This window comes from Streptococcus mitis, from assembly GCF_946190065.1.
GTDB lineage: Bacteria > Bacillota > Bacilli > Lactobacillales > Streptococcaceae > Streptococcus > Streptococcus mitis_DE.
Genome location: NZ_CAMHZD010000007.1, coordinates 35,215 through 52,552 on the forward strand (window position 1 = coordinate 35,215; position 17,338 = coordinate 52,552).

General features: G+C 43.1%; 17 protein-coding genes. 15 read left to right on the forward strand and 2 right to left on the reverse strand.

Features of this window, described 5'->3' with window-relative positions:
* Window positions 1-15: 15 nt before the first annotated feature.
* Window positions 16-1,404 (forward strand): Cof-type HAD-IIB family hydrolase, encoded by a 1,389-nt coding sequence (locus OCF96_RS04595; RefSeq protein ID WP_261446566.1) that lies wholly within the window; start codon window positions 16-18, stop codon window positions 1,402-1,404.
* A 31-nt stretch (window positions 1,405-1,435) separates the two neighbouring features.
* Here the strand turns inward: OCF96_RS04595 and OCF96_RS04600 are convergent, their stop codons facing one another.
* Window positions 1,436-1,888 (reverse strand): universal stress protein, encoded by a 453-nt coding sequence (locus OCF96_RS04600; RefSeq protein WP_000079152.1) that lies wholly within the window; start codon window positions 1,886-1,888, stop codon window positions 1,436-1,438.
* Between the two features lie 161 nt (window positions 1,889-2,049).
* On the opposite strand from OCF96_RS04600, the gene OCF96_RS04605 reads away from it, so the two are divergent.
* The 4 genes from OCF96_RS04605 (at window position 2,050) to OCF96_RS04620 (ending at window position 6,104) form a co-directional block, all read left to right on the forward strand.
* Window positions 2,050-2,352, forward strand: coding sequence for a hypothetical protein (locus OCF96_RS04605; RefSeq protein ID WP_261446567.1), 303 nt, complete (start codon window positions 2,050-2,052; stop codon window positions 2,350-2,352).
* Between the two features lie 156 nt (window positions 2,353-2,508).
* A complete protein-coding gene (locus OCF96_RS04610; protein ID WP_261446568.1) occupies window positions 2,509-3,723 on the forward strand; it encodes a pyridoxal phosphate-dependent aminotransferase in 1,215 nt (404 codons plus the stop codon).
* A 144-nt stretch (window positions 3,724-3,867) separates the two neighbouring features.
* A complete protein-coding gene (rpmH, locus tag OCF96_RS04615; RefSeq protein ID WP_000831905.1) occupies window positions 3,868-4,002 on the forward strand; it encodes a 50S ribosomal protein L34 in 135 nt (44 codons plus the stop codon).
* 137 nt (window positions 4,003-4,139) lie between these two features.
* A complete protein-coding gene (locus OCF96_RS04620) occupies window positions 4,140-6,104 on the forward strand; it encodes a peptide ABC transporter substrate-binding protein (RefSeq protein ID WP_261446569.1) in 1,965 nt (654 codons plus the stop codon).
* Between the two features lie 232 nt (window positions 6,105-6,336).
* Here the strand turns inward: OCF96_RS04620 and OCF96_RS04625 are convergent, their stop codons facing one another.
* Complete coding sequence (locus OCF96_RS04625) at window positions 6,337-8,181, reverse strand: APC family permease (protein WP_261446570.1); 1,845 nt, start codon at window positions 8,179-8,181, stop codon at window positions 6,337-6,339.
* 156 nt (window positions 8,182-8,337) lie between these two features.
* On the opposite strand from OCF96_RS04625, the gene OCF96_RS04630 reads away from it, so the two are divergent.
* The 10 genes from OCF96_RS04630 (at window position 8,338) to OCF96_RS04675 (ending at window position 17,224) form a co-directional block, all read left to right on the forward strand.
* Window positions 8,338-9,111, forward strand: a complete 774-nt coding sequence (locus OCF96_RS04630) for a TatD family hydrolase (RefSeq protein ID WP_261446571.1) — start codon at window positions 8,338-8,340, stop codon at window positions 9,109-9,111.
* Window positions 9,111-9,677: a ribonuclease M5 gene (gene rnmV, locus OCF96_RS04635; protein WP_000659993.1), complete on the forward strand. Its 567-nt coding sequence runs from the start codon at window positions 9,111-9,113 to the stop codon at window positions 9,675-9,677. Before OCF96_RS04630 ends, rnmV begins: the two co-directional genes overlap by 1 nt.
* A 64-nt stretch (window positions 9,678-9,741) precedes the next feature.
* Window positions 9,742-10,614 carry a 16S rRNA (adenine(1518)-N(6)/adenine(1519)-N(6))-dimethyltransferase RsmA gene (gene rsmA, locus OCF96_RS04640; RefSeq protein WP_261446572.1) on the forward strand — a complete coding sequence of 291 codons (873 nt, stop codon included), beginning with the start codon at window positions 9,742-9,744 and terminating at the stop codon, window positions 10,612-10,614.
* A 1-nt stretch (window position 10,615) separates the two neighbouring features.
* On the forward strand, window positions 10,616-11,494 hold the full coding sequence (rsgA, locus tag OCF96_RS04645) for a ribosome small subunit-dependent GTPase A (RefSeq protein WP_261446573.1): 879 nt from the start codon (window positions 10,616-10,618) through the stop codon (window positions 11,492-11,494).
* Between the two features lie 10 nt (window positions 11,495-11,504).
* Window positions 11,505-12,161, forward strand: coding sequence for a ribulose-phosphate 3-epimerase (rpe, locus tag OCF96_RS04650; RefSeq protein ID WP_237447185.1), 657 nt, complete (start codon window positions 11,505-11,507; stop codon window positions 12,159-12,161).
* The gene (locus tag OCF96_RS04655; RefSeq protein WP_238096251.1) at window positions 12,124-12,786 is read left to right on the forward strand and encodes a thiamine diphosphokinase; all 663 of its coding nucleotides are present in this window, start codon (window positions 12,124-12,126) and stop codon (window positions 12,784-12,786) included. Before rpe ends, OCF96_RS04655 begins: the two co-directional genes overlap by 38 nt.
* 1 nt (window position 12,787) lies before the next feature.
* Entirely contained in the window at window positions 12,788-14,044 is a 1,257-nt protein-coding gene (locus OCF96_RS04660) for a DNA recombination protein RmuC (protein WP_261446574.1), read from the forward strand.
* The gene (locus OCF96_RS04665; RefSeq protein WP_261446575.1) at window positions 14,034-14,975 is read left to right on the forward strand and encodes a 3'-5' exoribonuclease YhaM family protein; all 942 of its coding nucleotides are present in this window, start codon (window positions 14,034-14,036) and stop codon (window positions 14,973-14,975) included. Before OCF96_RS04660 ends, OCF96_RS04665 begins: the two co-directional genes overlap by 11 nt.
* Before the next feature lie 104 nt (window positions 14,976-15,079).
* Window positions 15,080-15,907 (forward strand): pur operon repressor, encoded by an 828-nt coding sequence (gene purR / locus OCF96_RS04670; protein ID WP_004255834.1) that lies wholly within the window; start codon window positions 15,080-15,082, stop codon window positions 15,905-15,907.
* A gap of 66 nt (window positions 15,908-15,973) precedes the next feature.
* Window positions 15,974-17,224, forward strand: a complete 1,251-nt coding sequence (locus OCF96_RS04675) for a diaminopimelate decarboxylase (RefSeq protein WP_261446576.1) — start codon at window positions 15,974-15,976, stop codon at window positions 17,222-17,224.
* Window positions 17,225-17,338 lie beyond the last annotated feature (114 nt).

Here is a 17,338-nt window from a genome sequence, read left to right on the forward strand (position 1 = left end):
GGAGATTGGGATAGGATGGAAGTCAAAGCTGTTTTTTTTGATATCGATGGAACCTTGGTCAACGATCGCAAGAGTGTTTTGAAATCCACTAAGGACGCGATTAAAATTGTCAAAGAACAAGGGGTGCTAGTTGGTGTAGCGACAGGGCGAGGACCTTTTTTTGTTAAGGAATTGATGGACGATTTAGATCTGGATTTTGCGGTAACCTACAATGGCCAGTATATTTTTAATAAAGAAAGAGTCTTGTTTACGAGCCCAATTTCCAAGTTACATTTGCGCCATCTCATTACGTATGCTAAAAAAGAGGGCAAGGAGATTGCCCTAGGGACCAAGGATGCCATGCTGGGTTCTAAAATCATGTCCTTTGGTCTGGGTTCTTTTTCTCAACGAATCAGTCGCTTCGTTCCCTCTGTTTTAACACGAACAGTGAGTCATTCCTTTAATCGCATGGTCAGTAAGGTTGTTCCCCAAAAGGAAGAAGACCTGCTTCATCTGATGAATCAGCCTATTTACCAAGTTTTGATGCTGATGACGCCAGAAGAATCTGAGAAGGCAGCAGCTGATTTTGAAGATTTGAAATTGACACGTAGTAATCCATTTGCAGCGGATGTCATCAATCAAGGGAATTCTAAATTGGAAGGCATTCGACGAGTTGGGAAAGAATATGGTTTTGATCTCAACCAAGTCATGGCCTTTGGTGACTCAGATAACGACCTAGAAATGCTGGCTGGTGTCGGTATGTCGGTCGCTATGGGAAATGGTAGTAGCAGTGTCAAGGAAGTTGCTAAGCATATCACTACTAGCAATCAGCAAGACGGAATTCACAAGGCCTTAGAACATTTTGGTGTTTTGGCTTCAGAAAAAGTCTTTGTCAGCCGTGACTATCATTTCAATAAGGTCAAGACCTTCCACCACATGATGGATGAACGAACCCAAGAAGAACCTCGAGCTTGGGATGTAGAAGGTGCAACCCACAGGGCTGGTTTTAAAATAGAAGAATTGGTGGAGTTTGTTCGAGCGGCCAGTCCTTCTGAAGAGGACTTTGGTCAAGCTCTATCGCAACTTCATCAAGCTCTTGATAAGGCAGCAGATAAAGTAGCTAAGAAAACGCCGGCCCAGGAAGATTTGGTGGGACAAGTGGATGCCTTGATAGACACGCTTTATTTCACCTACGGTAGTTTTGTTTTGATGGGGGTGGACCCAGAACGTATTTTTGATATTGTCCATCAGGCCAATATGGGGAAAATTTTCCCAGATGGCAAGGCTCATTTTGATCCAGTGACCCACAAAATTTTAAAACCAGATGATTGGGAAGAAAAATATGCTCCAGAACCTGCTATTAAAAAGGAACTGCAGCGCCAGCTCAAGGCTTATGAACGCCATAAAGAGAGAAAAGAACAGTAAAAAAGGAGCTCTGGGCTCCTTTTCTTTGCGACTATAAGGTTTTTTCTTGTTCTCTCACAACCAGCAAATCAACCTTAGCATGGCGGAGGATGTATTCAGATGAAGAACCGACCAAGAGGCGTTCAAAGGCGTTGAGACCAGTTGCGCCAACGAGAATGAGGTCCACTTCCTCAGCATCGGGAATAGTACGTGCCAAGAGGGTTTTTGGATTTCCCATTTCAATGACGATATGAACATCTGTCACACCAGCATCTTTAGCACGTTTTTCGTACTCTTTCATCAGACTTTCAGCGTCGACTTGGAGTTCTTCGTAAACTTCAGCATCAAAGGTGGATACGCTTTGGAGAGCGCGTGTGTCAATGACATGTGCGATGGTGAGTTTAGCGTCGTTTCGTAGAGCAGAATGAACTCCCTTGACAAAAGCCAAGTCCGCTTCCTTAGAACCATCGATTGCGACCATAATATTTTGGTAACGTTGTGCCATAATGAAACCTCCTGAAATTTTCTTACTATAATTGTAAACCTTTTCACTATAGAAGTAAAGCAAAAAAAGTATTTTCCAAAAGAATATTAGCGATTAAAATCTATATAAATATATGATAAAATAAAAGAAAGGATAGCAGGAAAGAAGTGAAGGGAGGGAGAATGATGAAGCACTCTTTTCAAGAAACAAAAAATTCAAATTTCCTTTATTATGGAATTATCCTAGTGTCAGTCTTGCTAGAAGTTATCATGGTCTGGCAATTAGAGAGTCTGGTACCGCTTCTCTATCCAGATTTTATTGGTTTTTTAGTCTTTCATTTACTTTACCATTTGGTATTATTCCTAGTCGCTAAACGAAGTGGGCGTTGGGATTACATGATGATATGGGGGCTTTTCCTCATGTTCAATCTTCTCTATGATTCCTTTTTAGGCTTGCTTTTTCTAGGTTTATCTTTTGGTATGTGATCTTTCTTTGGCAAAATACCTGCTATCTCCCCTGTCTTGGCCTCGCTTTTAGCGAGTTTTTTCTTCTATACGAACTTAGTAACCCATTTCAGTAAACTTGTCGCATTCTCTTTCTAGTGGTATAATGTTACTATCCTGATGAATTGAGGAAACAAGATGAAAGAATATAACAAGTCTAGTAAGTTAGAGCATGTTGCTTATGATATCCGTGGTCCTGTTTTGGAAGAAGCCATGCGGATGCGAGCAAACGGCGAAAAGATTTTACGTCTGAATACAGGAAATCCAGCAGAATTTGGCTTTACAGCGCCAGACGAGGTCATTCATGACTTGATTATGAATGCGCGTGATAGTGAAGGTTACTCTGACTCCAAAGGGATTTTCTCAGCCCGTAAGGCCATCATGCAGTATTGCCAATTGAAGAAATTTCCAAACGTAGATATTGATGATATTTACCTTGGAAATGGTGTCAGTGAGCTGATTGTCATGTCCATGCAGGGACTTTTGGACAATGGGGATGAGGTCTTGGTGCCTATGCCAGACTATCCTCTATGGACAGCTGCTGTCAGCCTAGCTGGAGGAAATGCCGTTCACTATATCTGTGATGAAGCTGCAGAATGGTACCCAGATATTGACGATATCAAGTCAAAAATCACTTCCAATACCAAGGCAATCGTCCTTATCAATCCAAATAACCCAACTGGAGCCCTTTATCCGAAGGAACTCTTGCTGGAGATTATTGAGATTGCCCGTCAAAATGATTTGATTATCTTTGCGGATGAAATTTACGACCGCATGGTAATGGATGGACATGAGCATACGCCTGTGGCGAGCTTGGCACCAGATGTCTTCTGTGTCAGCATGAATGGTCTATCAAAATCCCATCGTATTGCTGGTTTCCGTGTGGGTTGGATGGTCTTGTCTGGACCTAAGACACATGTTAAGGGCTATATCGAAGGGCTCAATATGCTATCCAATATGCGCCTTTGCTCTAACGTTTTGGCCCAACAAGTCGTACAAACTTCCTTGGGTGGTCACCAATCAGTTGATGAATTGCTCCTTCCTGGTGGACGAATTTACGAGCAAAGAAATTTCATTTACAATGCTATTCAAGATATTCCAGGTTTGTCTGCGGTTAAACCTAAGGCTGGACTCTATATCTTCCCGAAAATCGATCGCAATATGTACCGTATCGATGATGATGAACAGTTTGTCCTTGATTTCTTGAAGCAGGAAAAGGTTCTCTTGGTTCATGGTCGAGGCTTTAACTGGCAGGAACCAGACCACTTCCGTATAGTTTACCTTCCTCGTGTTGATGAACTGGCCCAAATCCAAGAAAAGATGACTCGTTTCTTGAAACAGTATCGTAGATAGGGCTTACATTCGAAAAAGCTGGAAACATTTGCCTAGAGCTATTGACAAAAGTGAAAGAATCAGATAGAATAGTAAAGTATGTTTAGTAACTGATCACTTTATAGCCGGCTAAACGAATACAAAATCTATGAGGAGGTATTCATCGTGAAACGTACTTATCAACCAAGTAAACTTCGTCGTGCGCGCAAACACGGATTCCGTAACCGTATGTCAACTAAAAACGGTCGTCGCGTATTGGCAGCTCGTCGTCGTAAAGGACGCAAAGTTTTGGCTGCATAATCCAAACGAACCATAACAAAAATCAGTAGGAACTCGAGTCTACTGATTTTTATTTTTGTAAAAAAGTTAAAAAGGCTTTATATTTTTGCTCAAATAGTGTATAATATTTCACATATAGTAAAAAATGGAGAATAATCATGAAGAAATCAAAAGTTATGCTTTTTGGAGCTATGGCTTTGACAGCAGGTCTAGCTCTAGCGGCATGTGGGTCTTCCCAATCAAGTAATGCAGACAAGACTTACTCTTATATCTTTGTCAATAACCCAGATACCTTGGATTATATTACCTCTACACGAGATTCTACATCTAGTATCACAACCAACTTGATTGATGGTTTGTTGGAAAATGACCAGTATGGCAATCTCATCCCGTCTATGGCTGAGTCATGGACAGTGTCAAAAGATGGTTTGACCTACACTTATAAGATTCGTCAGGGAGCTAAATGGTATACTTCTGAAGGAGAAGAGTATGCGGATGTAACAGCTCATGACTTTGTGACTGGTCTCAAGTATGCGGCTGATAAAAAGGCTGAAAACTTGTACTTGGTACAAGACTCTATCAAGGGACTAGCAGACTATGTTGAAGGGAAATCATCTGATTTTGCAACTGTTGGTGTTAAGGCGGTGGATGATTACACGCTACAATACACTCTCAACCAACCTGAGAGTTATTGGAACTCTAAAACAACAGCAAGTATTCTTAGTCCTGTAAATGAAGCTTTCTTGAAGTCTAAGGGAGATGACTTTGGAAGTGTGACACCATCAAGTATCTTGTCAAATGGTCCTTACTTGTTTAAGTCCTTCACATCAAAATCTTTGATTGAGTTTGATAAAAACCCTAACTACTGGGATAAGGACAATGTCAAAATTGAGAAAGTGAAACTTTCTTTCTTTGATGGTTCTGACCAAGATAGCATTGCAAGAGGTTTCTTGGATGGTAACTATACTGATGGTCGTATCTTCCCAACAAGTTCAGTCTTTGCTGAACTCAAGAAGGGGAATGAGGACAAGATTACCTACACACCACAAAACTCAGTTACTTTCTATTATCTTTTCAACGTGAATCGTCAAAGCTACAAGCAGACGATGAAACAGTCTGATAAGGAAAAGACAGATTCACGCGCAGCTATGCAGAATAAAGATTTCCGTCAGGCTATCAACTTTGCCTTTGACCGTCATGCTTATGCAGCACAGACAAATGGTGAAGAAGGAGCAGACCGTATCTTGCGTAATACGGTTACACCAAGTGACTTTGTCCAAGTTGGTGATAAGAACTTCGGTGATGTTGTTAATGAGAAAATTGTCAACTATGGTAAAGATTGGGCAAATATCAATCTAAACGATGGTAAGCAAGCCTTCTTGAATCCTGAAAAAGCCAAAGAGAAGTTTGCCAAGGCCAAAGAAAGTCTGCAAGCACAGGGAGTAACTTTCCCAATTCATTTGGATATGCCAGTTGACCAGACTGCTAAGTTAGATGTGCAACAAGCTGGCTCTTTCAAACAAACAGTGGAAGAAACTCTTGGTAAGGAGAATGTGGTCATCGACGTTATCCAACTTTCTCCAGATGAAAAAGACCAAGCAACCTACTTTGCAGATACAGCAGAACAAAAAGACTACGATATTGACATTTCAGGATGGGGTGGAGACTACTCAGATCCTAAAACTTACCTAGATATCCTTAATCCAGAGACAGGTTCTCAGTTGAAAAACATGGGCTTGTCTGAAGGGAAAGATAAGGAAGTTAAGGACAAGATTGGTCTTGCTGACTACAAGAAACTCTTGGATCAGGCAGACGCAGAAATCACAGATACTCAAGCCCGCTATGAAAAATATGCTGAAGCCCAAGCTTGGTTGACAGATAGCGCCTTGTTCCTGCCAGTTCAAAGTGGTGGAGCTAATCCAATCTTCCGTAAGACTGTACCGTTTACAGGACCATTCTCATTCGTTGGTCATAAAGGAAATGCGGACAACTACAAATATGTTGAATTGCAAAAAGAGCCAGTAACTGCTAAACAGTACCAAGAACTTTATGAAAAATGGCTAAAAGAAAAAGCTGAGTCAAATAAAAAAGCTCAGGAAGATTTAGCTAACCACATTCAATGATATTCCTAGTCATGCTTTTCAGTTGATACTCAATGAAAATCAAAAAGCAAACCGCAGGCTGTTCAAAACAGTGTTTTGAGGTTGTGGATAGAACTGACGAAGTCAGTAACCATACCTACGGCAAGGTGAAGCTGACGTGGTTTGAAGAGATTTTCGAAGAGTATAAGCCTAGTGACTGGATTCAGAAAAAAGGTCCTACCAGATGCTTCTTGGTTCTGGTAGGGCCTTTTCTTTATTCTTTTAAGTGATATGAGTAGCTAGCGACAACGACGTCTTGGTGCCAACGAAGGGCGTATTTGAGTTTGAGACTCATCTGATTGTGCAGGATATTTTGCCAAGGTTTATTGGGGATAAACTGGGGAACGAGGACAGTGACTGTATAGTTCTTTTTCTGAGCTTCCTCGGAAATCCGTTTGACATACTTGACAGTAGGCGTGATGATGTCGCGGTAGCTGGTCTTGATGTTCTTCAGAGTAATGGTTGGGAAGTAATCGGCAAATTCTTGGAGAATTTCTTGGTCTTTCTCTGCTGTTTCCTTAGTAGAAATATGTATAGCTAGGACTTCATTACCGATACTTTGAGCGTAGTTAATGGCTCCGACGCTGACTCGAGTGACATTTCCTACTAGGACCAGAACCAGATTGCCATCGTAAGTACGTTTTTCGATTCCTTCATAGAGTCGCAGTTGTTGGGCTACTTTTTGGTAATGACTGTGAATTGCCAAGAAGAGTAGGGTGAGTACGAGAATAATCGGGAAGAAAGGCCAGATATCACTGAGACGGAAAAAGAGCAGGATTAGCACGATAGCGTAGCAAATGATAGCTCCAAGGATATTGGCAAGGGCAGGTTTTAAGAAATTTGCCCCTTTTTCTTTTTTCCAATGGCGAATCATCCCAGTCTGAGAAAGGGCAAAGGGAACGAAGACCCCGACAGTATAAAGGGGAATCAAACGTTCGGTATTGCCATTAAAAATGAGAAGAAGAATCATAGCCCCAAAAGCCAGAGTTAAAATTCCATTGGAGTAGCCTAGGCGATCTCCTTTTTCCATAAAGAGATGGGGCATGTATTTGTTTTTAGCCATATTGTAAGCCAGCATAGGGAAGGCTGAAAAGCCAGTATTTGCAGCTACGGCCAAAATCAAGGCTGTGGAGAATTGGAAGAGATAATAGCCAAGGTGGCCTATGAAGGAATTACCAAGGATGCCTTGAGCCATCTGTGAAAGAATAGTTTCTCCGTGTTGAGGCAGAATTCCCATCCAGTAGTTTAGGAAGGTGATACCAGCAAAAAGAAAACCTAAAATCAGTGACATGATGGTCAAGGTTTGAGCGGCATTCTTTTCTTTCGGAGCCTTGAAAAAGGGCACGGCATTTGAAATAGCTTCAACCCCAGTTAGAGAGGCAGAGCCGCTGGTAAAAGCTCTTAGAATGAGAACGATGGACAGGCTTGGAACAGCATGCCCAATAGGTGAAGTTGCCTGATAGCTGAGAGAACCTGTCACTAGTTGAAAGATTCCATAGAGCAAGAGAAAGACAGTACTGATGATAAAGAGATAGACAGGAATCATTAGTGAACTGGCAGATTCTTTTAAGCCCCGTAAGTTCAAGAGCATGAGCAAGCAAACCAGAAAAATGGAGATGTGGAGGTTGTAAGGGTGGAGGGTAGGGAGTGCTGCTGTGATAGCGTCAGCTCCAGATGATACCGATACTGCCACAGTCAGCATATAGTCAACCAGAAGACTACCTCCAGCAATCAAGCCAAGCTTGGGAGATAGATTTTCTCGAGTAACCATATAGGCCCCTCCCCCTTGAGGGTAGGCATGGATGATTTGACGGTAGGAGACGGTCAGGCTAGCTAGGAGCAGGAGGACAAAGAGGCCGATAGGAAGGCTCCACCATATCGCAAGAGGAGAGAGACTAGCCAAGACGAGGACTACTTGCTCAGGCCCATAGGCAATGGAAGATAGAGCGTCGCTTGACAACATGGCCAAGGCCTGCATTTTTCCCAGCAGACCTCCCTCGCCTTCTGTTAAGGACTTAAGAGGACGACCGATAAAGGTCTGTTTTAATTTTGTAAACATTGTATTTTCCTTTTCTGAAAATTTCAATAAGTGCTATTATACTGCTTTGGGAAAATAGCGTCAAGAGACGACGATGGATTTTAGAATATTTTGTACAGATGAGGAGAGAGGGCAGTTTTTTGGTATAATAGAAGATAGAAAACGAGGTTAGAAGAGATGATTTTTGATACACATACACACTTGAATGTAGAAGAATTTGCAGGTCATGAGGCAGAAGAAATCGCCTTAGCTGCTGAGATGGGTGTGACACAGATGAATATTGTTGGTTTTGATAAACCGACGATTGAGCGTGCCTTGGAGTTGGTAGATGAGTATGACCAGCTCTATGCGACTATTGGTTGGCATCCGACAGAAGCAGGGACTTACACGGAGGAGATTGAAGCCTACTTGCTTGATAAGCTCAAGCATCCCAAGGTTGTTGCTTTAGGTGAGATTGGTTTGGACTACCATTGGATGACAGCGCCAAAAGAGGTGCAGGAGCAGGTTTTTCGCCGTCAGATTCAGTTATCTAAGGACTTGTATTTACCTTTTGTTGTCCATACTCGTGATGCGCTGGAAGATACCTATGAGATTATCAAAAGTGAGGGCGTTGGTCCTCGTGGTGGGATTATGCACTCATTTTCAGGGACTCTTGAGTGGGCAGAGAAGTTTGTCGCGCTTGGCATGACTATTTCCTTCTCAGGAGTGGTGACTTTTAAGAAGGCCACCGACATCCAAGAAGCAGCTAAAGAGTTACCTTTGGACAAGATTTTGGTGGAGACGGATGCGCCTTACTTGGCTCCTGTTCCTAAACGTGGTCGTGAAAATAAAACAGCCTACACTCGCTATGTAGTGGACTTTATCGCCGACTTACGTGGTATGACGACAGAAGAGCTAGCGGCGATAACAACTGCAAATGCAGAACGAATTTTTGGATTGGACAGCAAGTAATGAAAGAAAAAATTTCCCAAGTTATCGTGGTCGAAGGGCGCGATGATACGGCCAATCTCAAACGCTATTTCGATGTAGAGACCTATGAGACACGAGGTTCTGCCATCAATGAGCAAGATATTGCACGTATTCAGCGCCTACATGAGCTTCATGGAGTCATTGTCTTTACAGACCCAGATTTTAATGGGGAGCGGATTCGTCGCATGATTATGACGGCTATTCCAACAGTTCAGCATGCCTTCCTCAAACGAGATGAAGCTGTTCCCAAGTCCAAGACCAAGGGCCGTTCTCTGGGAATTGAGCATGCCAGCTATGAAGACCTGAAAATGGCTCTAGCTCAGATTACAGAACAATTTGAACATGAGAGTCAGTTTGATATCAGTCGTAGCGACTTGATTCGCCTTGGTTTTCTAGCAGGGGCAGACAGCCGTAAGCGACGAGAATATCTAGGAGAGGCTCTCCGAATTGGCTATTCCAACGGCAAGCAACTCCTCAAACGCCTAGAGTTGTTTGGGGTTACCTTGGCAGAAGTGGAAGAAGCTATGAAATCTTATGAGAACAGCTAAGCAGACCCCAAATGTAAGGGGAATGTGTTACAATAGAAGTAACAGATAATAGAAAAGAGAATAGATGAGAATTGCAGATTACAGCGTGACCAAGGCAGTGCTGGAGCGTCACGGTTTTACCTTTAAAAAGTCCTTCGGGCAAAATTTCTTGACGGATACCAATATTCTTCAAAAAATCGTGGATACGGCTGAGATTGATGACCAGGTTAATGTCATCGAAATCGGGCCAGGGATTGGTACCTTGACGGAGTTTTTGGCTGAGCGTGCAGCAGAAGTTATGGCCTTTGAGATCGACCACCGTTTGGTGCCTATTTTGGCAGATACCTTGCGTGATTTTGACAATGTGACCGTAGTCAACGAGGATATTCTCAAGGTTAATTTGGCGCAACATATCCAGAATTTTAAAAATCCTGACCTGCCAATCAAGGTAGTAGCTAACTTACCATACTACATCACGACACCTATTCTCATGCACTTGATTGAAAGTGGCATTCCGTTTAGTGAGTTTGTCGTCATGATGCAAAAAGAAGTGGCGGACCGCATTTCAGCCCAGCCTAACACTAAGGCATATGGCAGCTTGTCAATCGCTGTTCAATACTATATGACAGCTAAGGTTGCCTTTATCGTGCCTCGTACGGTCTTTGTGCCAGCGCCAAATGTGGATTCGGCCATCTTGAAAATGGTGCGTCGTCCAGAGCCAGCCGTAGCAGTGGAAGACGAGAACTTCTTCTTTAAGGTTTCCAAGGCTAGTTTTACCCATCGCCGCAAGACCTTGTGGAATAACTTGACAGGTTACTTTGGCAAGACTGAAGAGGTTAAGGACAAGCTGACCAAGGCTTTGGATCAAGCAGGCTTGTCACCAAGTGTACGTGGGGAAGCTCTCAGCTTGGCAGAGTTTGCTAGCCTAGCAGACGCACTTAAAGGGCAAGGACTCTAAGATGCAGGGACAAATCATTAAAGCCTTGGCGGGGTTCTACTATGTAGAAAGTGAGGGCAAGGTGTATCAAACACGAGCGCGTGGAAATTTCCGTAAAAAAGGTCATACCCCTTACGTTGGGGACTGGGTCGACTTTTCTGCCGAAGAAAATTCAGAAGGCTATATCCTCAAGATTCACGAACGCAAAAATAGCCTAGTCCGTCCGCCCATTGTCAATATTGACCAAGCTGTAGTAATCATGTCTGTCAAGGAACCTGATTTTAACAGCAATTTGCTGGATCGTTTCTTGATTCTTTTGGAACACAAGGGCATCTATCCCATTGTCTATATTTCCAAAATGGATTTGTTGGAAGATAGAGGAGAACTGGATTTTTATGAACAGACTTATGGTGACATCGGCTATGACTTTGTGACCAGTAAAGAGGAACTCCTGCCTTTGTTGACAGGCAAGGTGACAGTCTTTATGGGGCAGACGGGCGTTGGGAAATCAACTCTTCTCAATAAAATCGCACCAGACCTCAATCTTGAAACGGGAGAAATCTCAGACAGTCTAGGTCGCGGGCGCCATACCACTCGAGCTGTTAGTTTTTACAACCTTAATGGGGGTAAAATCGCAGATACACCAGGTTTTTCATCCTTGGACTATGAAGTATCAACGGCGGAAGACCTCAATCAGGCCTTTCCAGAGATTGCTAGTGTTAGCCGAGACTGCAAATTCCGTACCTGTACCCATACCCATGAGCCGTCTTGTGCAGTCAAGCCAGCTGTCGAAGAGGGAGTTGTTGCAACCTTCCGTTTTGACAACTACCTGCAATTCCTCAGTGAAATTGAAAATCGCAGAGAAACCTATAAAAAAGTCAGCAAAAAAATTCCAAAATAAGGAGAAACCTATGTCTCAATACAAGATTGCTCCGTCAATTCTGGCAGCAGATTATGCCAACTTTGAACGTGAAATCAAACGTCTAGAAGCAACTGGGGCAGAATATGCCCATATCGATATCATGGATGGTCATTTTGTACCGCAAATCAGTTTTGGTGCAGGTGTGGTCGAGTCTCTTCGTCCTCATAGCAAGATGGTCTTTGACTGCCATTTGATGGTCTCCAATCCTGAACATCATCTAGAGGACTTTGCGCGTGCAGGTGCGGATATTATCAGTATCCATGTAGAAACAACGCCTCATATCCATGGTGCCCTCCAAAAAATTCGTTCACTCGGTGTCAAGCCATCAGTTGTTATCAATCCTGGTACACCAGTTGAAGCGATTAAGCATGTGCTTCATCTAGTTGACCAAGTCCTAGTCATGACAGTTAACCCTGGCTTCGGTGGTCAAGCATTTCTGCCAGAAACCATGGATAAGGTTCGTGAGTTGGTTGCCCTTCGTGATGAAAAAGGTTTGAACTTTGAGATTGAAGTGGATGGTGGGATTGATGACCAAACTATTGCTCAAGCCAAAGAAGCTGGTGCGACCGTTTTTGTAGCAGGTTCCTATGTCTTTAAGGGAGATGTCAATGAGCGAGTACAAACTCTCAGAAAACAACTGGACTAGGGTTGCAGTTTTTGCTGGCGGAGACCGTGGTCACTACCGGACGGACTTTGATTGCTTTGTCGGTGTGGATCGAGGCTCACTCTGGGTCTTGGAAGAAAACCTTCCTCTTACTCTAGCAGTTGGAGATTTTGATTCTGTCAGTGCAGAAGAGCGACAGGTGATTCAAAAACGTGCCCAGTATTTTGTCCAAGCTCAACCAGAAAAAGATGATACCGATTTGGAATTGGCTCTCTTGACCATCTTTGAACAAAATCCTCAGGCTCAGGTCACTATTTTCGGTGCTTTTGGTGGCCGTATTGACCATATGCTGGCCAATGTCTTTTTGCCTAGCAATACCAAGTTGGCTCCCCATATGCGTCAGATAGCGATTGAGGATGGGCAAAACTTGATTGCCTATTGTCCAGAAGGAACCAGTCAGCTAGAACCCCGTTCAGACTACGACTATCTAGCTTTTATGCCAGTTCGGGATAGCCAGCTGACCATTCTTGGTGCCAAGTATGAGTTGACAGAGGAAAATTTTTTCTTTAAAAAAGTGTACGCTTCTAACGAATATATAGATAGGGAAGTGTCGGTGACTTGCCCAGAAGGCTATGTGGTCGTGCTGCATAGCAAGGACAGGAGGTAGGATGGAAAGTTTACTTGTTCTGTTATTGATTGCCAACCTAGCTGGACTCTTTCTGATTTGGCAGAGGCAGGATAAACAGGAAAAACATCTCAGCAAGAGCTTGGAGGATCAGGCAGATCACTTGTCAGACCAGTTGGATTACCGCTTTGAACAAGCCAGACAAGCCAGTCAGTTGGATCAAAAAGACTTGGAAGTGGCTGTCAGCGACCGTTTGCAAGAAGTGCGAATTGAATTGCACCAAGGCTTGACTCAGGTACGTCAAGAAATGACTGAGAATCTCCTCCAAACCAGAGACAAGACCGACCAACGTCTCCAAGCCCTGCAGGAATCAAATGAGCAACGTTTGGAGCAAATGCGCCAGACAGTCGAGGAAAAACTAGAAAAGACCTTGCAGACGCGTTTACAAGCCTCCTTTGAGACAGTTTCCAAACAACTGGAGTCTGTCAATCGTGGCCTTGGAGAAATGCAGACAGTTGCCCGTGATGTTGGAGCTCTTAACAAGGTTCTCTCAGGAACCAAGACGAGAGGGATTCTGGGTGAATTGCAACTGGGGCAAATCATCGAAGACATCATGACCCCTGCCCAGTATGAACGAGAATATGCAACGGTTGAAAACTCTAGTGAACGAGTGGAGTACGCCATCAAGTTACCCGGACAAGGCGATCAGGAATACGTCTACCTACCAATTGACTCTAAGTTTCCACTGGCAGATTATTACCGCCTAGAAGAAGCATATGAAGCAGGTGACAAGGGTGAGATTGAACGCTGTCGTAAGTCGCTCCTAGCCAGCGTCAAACGCTTTGCCAAGGATATCAGGAACAAGTACATAGCACCGCCTCGAACGACCAATTTTGGAGTTTTGTTTGTGCCAACAGAAGGTCTCTACTCAGAAATCGTCCGCAATCCGGTCTTCTTTGATGACTTGAGACGGGAGGAGCAGATTATTGTCGCAGGTCCAAGTACCCTATCAGCCCTTCTTAACTCCCTATCAGTTGGCTTCAAAACTCTAAATATCCAAAAGAGTGCCGACCATATCAGTAAGACTCTTGCCAGTGTTAAGACCGAGTTTGGTAAGTTTGGTGGCATTCTGGTCAAGGCACAAAAACACCTCCAACATGCCTCTGGCAATATTGATGAATTATTAAACCGTCGTACCACAGCTATCGAGCGGACGCTCCGTCACATTGAGTTGTCAGAAGGTGAGCCTGCGCTTGATCTACTCCATTTCCAAGAAAATGAGGAAGAATATGAAGATTAGTCACATGAAAAAAGACGAGCTGTTTGAAGGCTTTTACCTAATCAAATCAGCTGACCTGAGACAAACTCGCGCTGGGAAAAACTACCTAGCTTTTACCTTCCAAGATGATAGTGGCGAGATTGAAGGGAAACTCTGGGATGCCCAACCTCATAACGTTGAGGCCTTTACAGCAGGCAAGGTTGTCCACATGAAAGGACGCCGAGAAGTTTATAACAACACTCCACAGGTCAATCAAATTACTCTCCGCCTGCCTCAACCTGGCGAACCCAATGATCCAGCTGATTTCAAGGTCAAGTCGCCAGTTGATGTCAAGGAAATCCGTGACTACATGTCGCAAATGATTTTTAAAATTGAAAATTCTGTCTGGCAACGAATTGTCCGAAAGCTCTACACCAAGTATGATAAGGAATTCTACTCCTATCCAGCTGCCAAGACTAATCACCATGCCTTTGAAACGGGTTTGGCCTATCATACGGCGACCATGGTGCGTTTGGCAGATGCTATTAGCGAAGTTTATCCTCAGCTCAATAAGAGCCTGCTCTATGCGGGGATTATGCTGCATGACTTGGCTAAGGTCATCGAGTTGACGGGACCAGACCAGACCGAGTACACAGTGCGAGGCAATCTTCTTGGGCATATTGCTTTGATTGATAGCGAAATTACCAAGACAGTTATGGAACTCGGTATCGATGATACCAAGGAAGAAGTCGTTCTGCTTCGTCACGTCATCCTTAGTCACCACGGCTTGCTTGAGTATGGAAGTCCAGTCCGTCCACGCATTATGGAAGCAGAGATTATCCATATGATTGATAATCTGGATGCAAGCATGATGATGATGTCAACAGCTCTGGCTTTGGTGGATAAAGGAGAGATGACCAATAAAATCTTCGCTATGGACAATCGTTCCTTCTATAAACCAGATTTAGATTAATAATTTAAGAAAAACGAGCATTTTTAGGATAAGAATGTTCGTTTTTTTATGTGAATATGGTATAATAGATAAAATATCAAAATTAAATGAAGTGGGAAATAGAAATGAAATTAAGAAGAAGTGATCGGATGGTTGTCATTTCCAACTATTTGATTAATAATCCTTATAAACTAACTAGTCTCAATACTTTTGCTGAAAAGTATGAATCTGCCAAATCATCCATCTCAGAGGATATCGTGATTATCAAACGTGCCTTTGAGGAAATTGAAATCGGTCATATCCAGACAGTAACTGGTGCTGGTGGTGGTGTCATTTTCACACCATCAATCTCAAGTCATGATGCCAAGGAAATGGTTGAGGACTTGCGTGCCAAGTTGTCAGAAAGTGACCGTATCTTGCCAGGTGGCTACATCTACCTATCTGATTTACTTAGCACACCAGCCATCTTGAAAAATATTGGTCGCATTATTGCCAAGAGCTTTATGGACCAAAAAATTGATGCGGTTATGACAGTAGCTACTAAGGGTGTTCCACTTGCAAATGCAGTTGCTAATGTCCTCAATGTTCCTTTTGTCATTGTGCGCCGTGACTTGAAAATTACCGAAGGTTCAACAGTCAGCGTTAACTATGTATCAGGTTCAAGTGGTGACCGTATTGAGAAAATGTTCCTTTCAAAACGCAGTCTCAAGGCAGGCAGCCGTGTCTTGATTGTGGATGATTTCTTGAAAGGTGGCGGAACTGTCAATGGGATGATTAGTCTCTTGCGTGAGTTTGATTCGGAATTGGCTGGTGTAGCAGTCTTTGCGGATAATGCCCAAGAAGAACGTGAAAAGCAGTTTGACTACAAGTCACTCTTGAAGGTAACCAATATTGATGTCAAGAACCAAACCATCGATGTTGAGGTTGGCAATATCTTTGACGAAGATAAATAAGAGATAGAACTAAAGGTTGGAACGATTGTCCCAGCCTTTCTTTGCAAATAGAATAGAAGGAAACTTATGAAAACACCATTTATCAATAAAGAAGACTTAGAAAAGATTGTTGCCGAGTTCCCGACTCCCTTTCACTTGTATGATGAGAAGGGAATTCGTGAAAAGGCAAGAGCCGTCAACCAAGCATTTTCGTGGAACAAGGGCTTTAAGGAATATTTTGCAGTTAAGGCTACTCCAACTCCAGCTATTTTGAAAATTCTCCAAGAGGAAGGTTGCGGTGTGGACTGCTCTAGTTATGTGGAGCTTTTGATGAGTCATAAACTGAATTTCCCTGGTTCTGAGATCATGTTCTCTTCAAACAATACGCCAGACAAGGAATACGCCTATGCGCGTGAATTGGGTGCGACTATTAACTTGGATGCCTTTGAAGATATTGAACATCTGGAGCGTGCAGCAGGCATTCCAGAAATTATTTCTTGTCGTTACAATCCTGGAGGCGTTTTTGAACTGGGGACAGACATTATGGACAATCCTGGAGAAGCCAAGTTTGGTATGACCAAGGACCAGCTCTTTGAAGCTTTTGCCATCTTGAAGGAAAAAGGAGCCAAGACTTTTGGAATTCACTCCTTCCTAGCGTCTAATACTGTTACCCATCTCTATTATCCAGAGTTGGCTCGTCAGCTTTTTGAATTGGCTGTTGAAATCAAGGAAAAGTTGGGCATTTCGCTAGACTTTATCAATCTTTCTGGCGGTATTGGTGTCAACTATCGTCCAGACCAGGAGCCAAATGATATCGCCTTGATTGGTGAGGGAGTTCGTAAGGTGTATGAAGAGGTTCTTACGCCAGCAGGTCTTGGTCAGGTTAAGATTTTCACCGAATTGGGTCGTTTTATGTTGGCACCTCACGGTGCTTTGGTCACAAGAGTCACTCATAAGAAGAAAACTTACCGTACCTATCTAGGTGTGGATGCATCAGCAGTCAACCTTATGCGTCCAGCCATGTATGGAGCCTATCACCATATTACTAACGTGACCCATCCAGAAGGACCAGCTGAAGTAGTAGATGTGGTTGGTTCACTCTGTGAAAACAATGATAAATTTGCAGTGAATCGCGAACTGCCTCATACAGAAATCGGTGATTTGCTGGTAATTCATGATACAGGTGCCCACGGATTTTCAATGGGATACCAGTATAATGCCAAACTTCGTTCTGCGGAAATCCTTTATACTGAAGAAGGTAAAGCCCGCCAAATCCGCCGTGCAGAGCGCCCTGAGGACTATTTTGCAACCTTGTATGGCTTTGATTTTGAAGAATAAAATGATAATTAATTGAAAATGAAATTGAAAAACAGATTGCTTTCTAAAAAATAGGCAAAAATCTTGTTTTTCCTTCAAGTCATGATATAATAAAACTATAAAACGTTTTCAAGG